The organism is Rhodomicrobium sp. (assembly GCF_047605405.1).
GTDB classification, from domain to species: Bacteria; Pseudomonadota; Alphaproteobacteria; order Rhizobiales; family Rhodomicrobiaceae; genus Rhodomicrobium; species Rhodomicrobium lacus.
On the sequence record NZ_JASGFR010000007.1, the window covers coordinates 110,981 to 118,007 of the forward strand.

Below are 7,027 nucleotides of genomic sequence, written 5' to 3' on the forward strand. Positions count from 1 at the left end.
GTCAGGATTTCCACGTATGATTGAGCAGGTGGCGCTTTCTGCACCTCGCCAACAAAAAATTAACGATAAACTAACACTCGACTCGGCATATGTGCGAATTGCCAGTCCGTCCCCGCGGGAGAAAACGATGCGAGATTTCCGGGTATGGTACCGGCGGGCAGCGGGGGTAGCCGCGGTTACCTCGTGCTGGCTTGCGCTGTTCCACGGTGCCGCGACGGCCGCGACTGACGCGGCGCCCGTGTCCTGTCCGTTCGGAAGCGCGGATCTGCTGCTGATCGTCGCCCTGCTCGGCGGCGTTGCCGCCGCCTTCGGTGTTCTGGCTTTCGTCTTCCGGGAACAGTCGCGCCACCGCGCGAAGCAGCTCCTCCGCCAGAGCGCAAGGCTCGACGCGCTTTTCACCATCGAGGGAAATTTCCGGGCGCTTGCGGCGCTTGAACCGCAGGTGTTCGTGATCTGGAGCGACAGTCACGCCCGGCTCGCGCTGCATACCATGCAGGGGACAGTCGGCGTACCGTCAAAGCTCGCGCAGTTGCTCAGATTCGGTTCGTGGCTGCATCCGGACGACGCGAGCCTCGCCGCGGAGAATCTGGCGCGGCTGCAATCGCGCGGTGAAGGGTTCGTTTCCAACGCAAGCACGCTTGAGGGCCATGTGATCGAGATCGCGGGCGCGGTTTCCGGCGCTGACACCGTCATGCGCATCCGGGCATTTTCGCCGGTCAACAAGGAACTCGTCCGGCTCATCGGGGACAACAAGCGGCTCAAGCAGGCCATCCAGGATCGCGAGGGCATTCTCGACGCCATCCAGACGCCCGTTTGGCTGCGCGATGCGAGGGGCACGCTGACGTGGGTCAACACGGCCTATGTCTCCGCCATCGACGCGAAGAACCGCGAGGAAGCCATCGACAAGCAGATCGAGCTTTTCGAGACGCGGCAGCGAACCGACTTGCACCGCATGAGCCAGGCCAAGAAGCCGGGACGCATCAAGCTTCAGACGATCGTCAACGGCGGCGTGCAAACCTACGAGGCGATAGCGGCCCCGATCGAACGAGGCAGCGGAGGCGCGGCGCTCGACGTCTCAATGCTGAAGACGCAGCGCGACGAGCTTGAACGGCAGATCGCCGCCAACGCCCGGACTCTCGACAAGGTGTCGACCGGCGTCGCGGTGTTCGGCGTGGACCGCTCGCTTTTTTACTTCAACGAGGCGTTCGCCAAGATCTGGGATCTCGAAATCGCGTGGCTCGCCGCGAAGCCTGCGGCGTCGGAGTTCTTCGATCAGCTTCGCCAGCGCCGCCTCCTGCCCGAGCAACCCGACTACCGCAAATGGCGCGACGGCAAGATTCTCGCCTTCGACCGCACCCGGACGCTCGACGAATTGTGGCATCTCCCCGATGGCCGCACCGTGCATGTGGTAAAGGATTGCCGCGACGATGGCGGGCTGACCTACCTGTTCGACGATGTGACGGAGAAGCTCGCGCTCGAACGCCAGTTCCATACGCTTATCGAAAGCCAGCGTGAGACGCTCGACCACCTGAGCGAAGGCATCGCCGTGTTCGGTGCAGACGGGCGGCTCGACCTCCACAACCCTTCCTTCCAGTCCATCTGGGCGCTGCCTGAGGAGATGCTCGGGGACCAGCCGCATTTCGAGGACATCCGCAAGGCGAGCGACACGCTCGCACCCGACCCCGATTTCTGGCACACGCTGCGCGAAGCCATCACGGGCATGCCGGAAGCGCGCGACACTTTCAGCGGCACGGTTGCGAAAAGCGACGGCGTCCATCTGGCCTATGTGGTGACGCCGCTGCCCGATGGCGGTACGCTCGTCACCTTCGCGGACGTGACCGACAGAAAACGCTTCGAAGAGGTGCTGCTTGAAAGGAACGAGGCGCTCGAAGCCTCCGACCGGCTGAAAACGGCCTTCCTCAGCCACGTGTCCTACGAGCTGCGCACACCGCTCACCACGATCATCGGCTTTACCGACATGTTGGCGGAACCTGCTTTCGGTTCGCTCAACAACAAGCAGCGCGAGTATCTCGACCACATCAAGACGTCGAGCGAGGTGCTGCTCAACATCATCAACGACATCATCGACCTCGCAGCACTCGACGCGGGCGCGCTCGACCTGAAGCTCGCGCCGGTGGAGATCGAGACCCTCATCGAGGCGGCGGAATTGGGTGTCCGCGAACGCCTAAGCCGCGCGAACGTGAATCTTGACGTGCATATCGCAAGCGGTGCGGGGACGGTTATGGCGGACTCGAACCGTCTCATTCAGGTCCTCTACAACCTCCTGTCCAACGCCATCGGCTTCTCGCCGGAAGACGGCACGATCACGCTCGCCTGCCGCCGGGAGCGGAACGGCGTTGCGATCAGCGTTCAGGACACGGGGCTCGGCATCCCGGAGGAGGAACAGGCGAGTGTGTTCGATCGCTTCGAAAGCCGCAGCAAGGGCTCACGGCATCGCGGCGCGGGGCTTGGTCTCACGCTCGTGAAAAGCATCGTCGAATTGCACAAGGGCCGGATCGATTTGCGTTCGACGCCGGGCGCGGGCACCACGGTCACGGTGTTCCTGCCGGACAATCACCCGGCACTGCAAAAGGGGAAAGGGGGCGCCGACCGGAAGGGCGCGCGCGCCATCCCCGCGCAGTAAGGAGCGCCGGTATAACTCGGCCACGTCCAGTTCTTTTCTTCGCGCCATCCCCGCGCAGTAAGGAGCGCCACCGCGCGGGCTCCCATCGCCTGCAAGCCAGGGGCATGAGCGAGCGAGCGCCAGCGTCATGCGGCGTCGCCATCCGATGGCGAAGAACCGCCAGCGCGGCCGAGGATCTCCTTCGCCTTTGCCACGTCGATAGCCATCTGCTGGGCCAGCGCCTCCGGCGACTTGAACTTGGCGTCGTCCCGGATGTAGGCGATGAACTCGATTTCGATGGTCTTGCCGTAGAGGTCGTCATCGAAGTCGAAGAGGAAGGTTTCGAGCAGCGGCTGCCCGGCGTCGAAGGTCGGCCGCGTGCCGAGATAGGATGCGCCCTGCACCTTGCGGCCGTCCACATAGGCGTTGACCGCGTAAATGCCGTGCTTCAGCGACACGCCCTCTTCGAGGCGAATGTTCGCGGTCGGGTAGCCCAGCACCTTGCCGCGTCCTGCCCCGCCCTCGACGGGCCCGGAAATCCGCCACCACGAGCCGAGCATCTCAGCCGCAGCGGCCACGTCGCCTTCCGCGAGCAGTTCGCGGATGCGCGTCGATGAAAACACGTCGCCTGCGTAACCCTGTGCCGACACCACCGTCACCCCAAATCCATGTTTCGGGCCGAGCGCGGCAAGCACGTCTGGATTGCCGCCACGGCCCTTGCCGAAGAAGAAATTATAGCCAACGCTCGCATGCCTGATGGCGAAGGCGTCGACGAGAATTTGCGCTACGAAGGCTTCCGCCGAGAGCGCCGCGAGGTCAGCGTCGAACGGGATCACCGCCGTGAAGCCGCACCCATAGGCCGCGAGCAGGTCGAGCTTTCGCTGAAGCGTCGTAAGGCGGAACAGCTGCTTTTGCGGCTGGAAGAACTTGCGCGGATAAGGCTCGAAGATCATCGCACCCATCGGCAGGCGGCCTTCCTGGGCCTTTTCCTGCGCGGCGTGGAGCACGGCGCGGTGGCCGCGATGAACCCCGTCGAAGGTGCCGATCGCGAGCGACGCACCTTTCGCGGAGGCAGGAACTTCATGCCACCCGTGGACGATGTCCATTCCACCTCACTCGGAGCTTGCCGCGTGCCGCGCGGGAGGTTCCCGCTGCGGCCGCTGAAAAAAGCTACTTCTGCCTCGGTTCGCGCGACGGAACCATGATTACGGCCTCGCCGACGAGAACAACTTTCCCTGCCACTTTGCACTCAGTGTGGAAGATTGCCCGTCTCTTTTCCGTGATCAAGTCCGTAATCCGCACCGTGGTGACGACTTCGTCGCCGATATGAACCGGCGCCTTGAAGTTCAGCGTCTGCGAGATGTAGATGCAGCCGGGGCCGGGCAGCTTCGTGCCGAACACGGCGGATATATAGGCCGCCGACAGCATGCCGTGCGCGATGCGCTGCTTGAACGGCGTCGTCGCGGCAAACGCCTCGTCGAGATGAACGGGATTCGTGTCGCCGGAAATTTCCGCGAAGCCGGTGATATGCTCGTCCTTCACCGTGCTCGCAATGCTGGCTTCCTGCCCGACGGACAGATCCTCGAAATAAAGCCCCTGCTGTGCCGTGCCCGTCATGTGTTCCTCCGTGACGCCGAAACCGAGGCGCCGACAGCCCCGTGTCGATGGCCTTTTCATAAGCTCTGGGCTTACCTTGTGCAACCGGGCGAAGGGATGAAGCGGGAGGCTTGGTAATCGCCTCGCTTTTTTCTATGCTTGAGGCATGCATGAGATTGCACGCCCGCTTTCCCGCGACGAGCTTCCCGCAGGCACGGCGGACCTCGCCCGCTTTCTCATCGGCAAGCTCGTGCTCCGCGCGCTTCCCGACGGCCTCGCCGTGGCGCGTATCGTCGAGACCGAGGCTTACCTTGCCGATGACGCCGCGTGCCATGCCTTTCGCGGGCCGACGCCGCGCAATCGCACGATGTTCGGGCCGCCGGGCCACGCCTATGTGTATCGCGCCTATGGTGTCTGCTGGATGCTGAACGTGACGAATGCGGCCGTGGGCGTGGGCGAGGCGGTGCTCATCCGTGCGGCCGAACCCATTGCGGGGCTTGACGCGATGAAGCGCCATCGCGGGGACGTTCCGACGCGTGATCTGCTGCGGGGGCCGGGGCGGCTTGCCAGCGCGCTTGCCATAGACCGCAGCCACGACGGTGCAGATCTTTGCGTAAGCGGTGCGCTCTGGCTCGGGACGGATGGGGCGGCGGGTGGCGACATCGGCACGAGCACGCGCATCGGCATCACGCGGGACGCGGACCTTCCCCTCCGATTTTACGAGAAGGGCAGCCGGTTCGTGAGCGGTCCGGCCGCGCTCAACGGGCAGGGAAAGGCGCTCATCGAGAGGACTGTTCAGCGCCCGCCGCGCTCGACCGCGACATAACAGGCGAAAACTGCGCTCATGATCGCGAGGCTTATGGCGAAGACCCACTCGACCGCTGACGGGCGCGCTTCCACGCAGGACGCGATATAGGCGCCTGTCGTCATACTTTGCAGGACGGACAGCAAGGCAAGCGTACGCATTACAACCTCGGCACAGCCGGCAGAATAGTGCGAGGTTGACGAGGATCAACCTCACGTTTTGGTGTAGCCGTTTCCGCACGTGCGCAGGGTCAAAAGGAAATCACTTCGAGATAAGGCGCTGGCGGAAGACGATTTCGGATAAGGCGGCTTCAGGGAAAACGCGCGAAATGTCGCCTGCGTGACATTCTTCCGATTTCGGTTGTTGTATGATGAAAAAGGCCCGGCGTTCCCGGAACGGGATGGCGATCGGATGCAGACGTTCCCTTCGAAGGTCGGTTCATCTAGATTGCGGTCGTAGCGCGCCTTTGCGGCTAACGGGTTTGGCGCGTTTTCTTCAGGCAGACCGGTGTTTGCCGCACCGCGTTGCGCATAGATTCAGGCAGGAACAGGACCGGATGTCAGAGCAGATCGACCGCTACGTGAGTTTCAAGAACATCGATTGCAACGCACGCGCCGAGAAGATGATGGACGCGCTGCAACCTTATATCGAAGCGGCGGAAAATCCCTTCTGGGCCTATTTCCAGCAGAAACGCGCCGAGTTCAACGCGAAGGGCTACGACGATCTGCGCGTGCTGCACAACTATCTGCCGACGCTCAAGGAGTTGATCGAGGACGACGAACTTCTCTCGCAGTTGGAGGATCTCGAATACACCTGCATGTGATAGGCGGGATCGCCGACGCACCCCTAAATTGCCAGCATCGGTGTTTGCCCTCTGATCGGAGATATCCCATGCAAACGAAAGCTTACGCGGCGCACACGCCCGCCGCGCCGCTCGCGCCGTTTTCCCTCGAACGGCGTCAACCCGGCGCGCATGATGTCGCAATCGACATCCTTTATTGCGGCGTATGCCATTCCGACCTGCATGCCGCGCGCGGCGAATGGCCGGGCATCCGCTTCCCGCTCGTTCCCGGCCATGAGATCGTCGGCCGCGTGACGGCGGTCGGCGATCATGTGACCGTGTTCAAGCCGGGCGACATCGTCGGCGTCGGCTGCATGGTCGACAGTTGCGGCGAGTGTCCGTCCTGCAAGGAGGGCGATGAGCAGTATTGCGAAGGCGAACACGGCTTCATCCAGACCTATAACGGCGCAATGAAGGGCGGCGTCGAAAATACCTTCGGCGGCTATTCCGCGTCCATCGTGGTGAAGGACGGCTTCGTGCTGAAGATCCGCCACAACGAGGCCGACCTCGCCGCCGTGGCGCCGCTGCTCTGCGCGGGCATCACGACCTATTCGCCGCTGCGCCACTGGGGCCTCATGCCGGGCGAAAAGGTCGGCATCGTGGGTATCGGCGGCCTCGGCCATATGGGCATCAAGCTGGCGCACGCGATGGGCGCGCATGTCGTGGCCTTCACGACGTCTCCCTCGAAGCGCGAAGCAGCGTTGTCCCTCGGCGCCGACGAAGTGGTGGTCTCACGCAATCCGGCCGAGATGGCGGCGCATGCCAACTCCTTCGATTTCATCCTCAACACCGTCGCCGCGCCGCACGACCTCGATGCGTTCACGGCGCTGCTGAAACGCGACGGCACCATGACGCTCGTTGGCGTGCCGTCCGAGCCGCATCCGTCGCCGAACGTGGCGAACCTCATTTTCAGCCGCCGCGCCATCGCGGGCTCGCTCATCGGCGGTATTCGCGAGACGCAGGAAATGCTCGATTTCTGCGCCGAGCATGGCATCGTCGCCGATATCGAGATGATCTCGATGCAGGACATCGACGCCGCGTTCGACCGGATGCTGAAAAGCGACGTGAAATATCGCTTCGTCATCGACATGGAGACCCTGAAGAAGGCGGCGTAAATTCAGCTTTCTGTGGTCGCGATCCGAAACAGGATCGCGGCTTTTTC

The 7,027-nt window shown here is 63.1% G+C and carries 7 protein-coding genes; 4 read left to right on the top strand and 3 right to left on the bottom strand.

All coding sequences use genetic code 11. The features are described 5' to 3' along the window. Positions 1–127: 127 nt before the first annotated feature. Positions 128–2,644, top strand: a complete 2,517-nt coding sequence (locus QM659_RS04855) for an ATP-binding protein (RefSeq protein WP_415187576.1) — start codon at positions 128–130, stop codon at positions 2,642–2,644. Positions 2,645–2,769: 125 nt separating this feature from the next. Here the strand turns inward: QM659_RS04855 and QM659_RS04860 are convergent, their stop codons facing one another. Both QM659_RS04860 and QM659_RS04865 read right to left on the bottom strand, forming a co-directional pair. Further along, entirely contained in the window at positions 2,770–3,729 is a 960-nt protein-coding gene (locus QM659_RS04860) for a bifunctional riboflavin kinase/FAD synthetase (RefSeq protein WP_415187577.1), read from the bottom strand. Between the two features lie 64 nt (positions 3,730–3,793). After that, positions 3,794–4,240, bottom strand: a complete 447-nt coding sequence (locus QM659_RS04865) for a MaoC family dehydratase (RefSeq protein WP_303487697.1) — start codon at positions 4,238–4,240, stop codon at positions 3,794–3,796. A 145-nt stretch (positions 4,241–4,385) separates the two neighbouring features. Here QM659_RS04865 and QM659_RS04870 point away from each other — a divergent pair, with 145 nt between their 5' ends. Continuing rightward, positions 4,386–5,045 carry a DNA-3-methyladenine glycosylase gene (locus tag QM659_RS04870; RefSeq protein ID WP_415187578.1) on the top strand — a complete coding sequence of 220 codons (660 nt, stop codon included), beginning with the start codon at positions 4,386–4,388 and terminating at the stop codon, positions 5,043–5,045. On the opposite strand, the gene QM659_RS04875 is transcribed toward QM659_RS04870, so the two are convergent. Further along, the gene (locus QM659_RS04875; RefSeq protein WP_415187579.1) at positions 5,015–5,185 is read right to left on the bottom strand and encodes a hypothetical protein; all 171 of its coding nucleotides are present in this window, start codon (positions 5,183–5,185) and stop codon (positions 5,015–5,017) included. The genes QM659_RS04870 and QM659_RS04875 overlap by 31 nt on opposite strands. A 395-nt stretch (positions 5,186–5,580) precedes the next feature. Here QM659_RS04875 and cowN point away from each other — a divergent pair, with 395 nt between their 5' ends. Both cowN and QM659_RS04885 read left to right on the top strand, forming a co-directional pair. Further along, positions 5,581–5,847 carry a N(2)-fixation sustaining protein CowN gene (gene cowN, locus QM659_RS04880; RefSeq protein WP_127075179.1) on the top strand — a complete coding sequence of 89 codons (267 nt, stop codon included), beginning with the start codon at positions 5,581–5,583 and terminating at the stop codon, positions 5,845–5,847. Between the two features lie 68 nt (positions 5,848–5,915). Continuing rightward, positions 5,916–6,980, top strand: coding sequence for an NAD(P)-dependent alcohol dehydrogenase (locus tag QM659_RS04885; protein ID WP_415187580.1), 1,065 nt, complete (start codon positions 5,916–5,918; stop codon positions 6,978–6,980). Positions 6,981–7,027 lie beyond the last annotated feature (47 nt).

Coding starts and splice junctions, on each gene's coding strand:
- QM659_RS04885 (WP_415187580.1), top strand. CDS start 5,916: ATGCAAACGAAAGCTTACGCGGCGCACACGCCCGCCGCGCCGCTCGCG.
- QM659_RS04855 (WP_415187576.1), top strand. CDS start 128: ATGCGAGATTTCCGGGTATGGTACCGGCGGGCAGCGGGGGTAGCCGCG.
- cowN (WP_127075179.1), top strand. CDS start 5,581: ATGTCAGAGCAGATCGACCGCTACGTGAGTTTCAAGAACATCGATTGC.
- QM659_RS04870 (WP_415187578.1), top strand. CDS start 4,386: ATGCATGAGATTGCACGCCCGCTTTCCCGCGACGAGCTTCCCGCAGGC.
- QM659_RS04875 (WP_415187579.1), bottom strand. CDS start 5,185: ATGCGTACGCTTGCCTTGCTGTCCGTCCTGCAAAGTATGACGACAGGC.
- QM659_RS04865 (WP_303487697.1), bottom strand. CDS start 4,240: ATGACGGGCACGGCACAGCAGGGGCTTTATTTCGAGGATCTGTCCGTC.
- QM659_RS04860 (WP_415187577.1), bottom strand. CDS start 3,729: ATGGACATCGTCCACGGGTGGCATGAAGTTCCTGCCTCCGCGAAAGGT.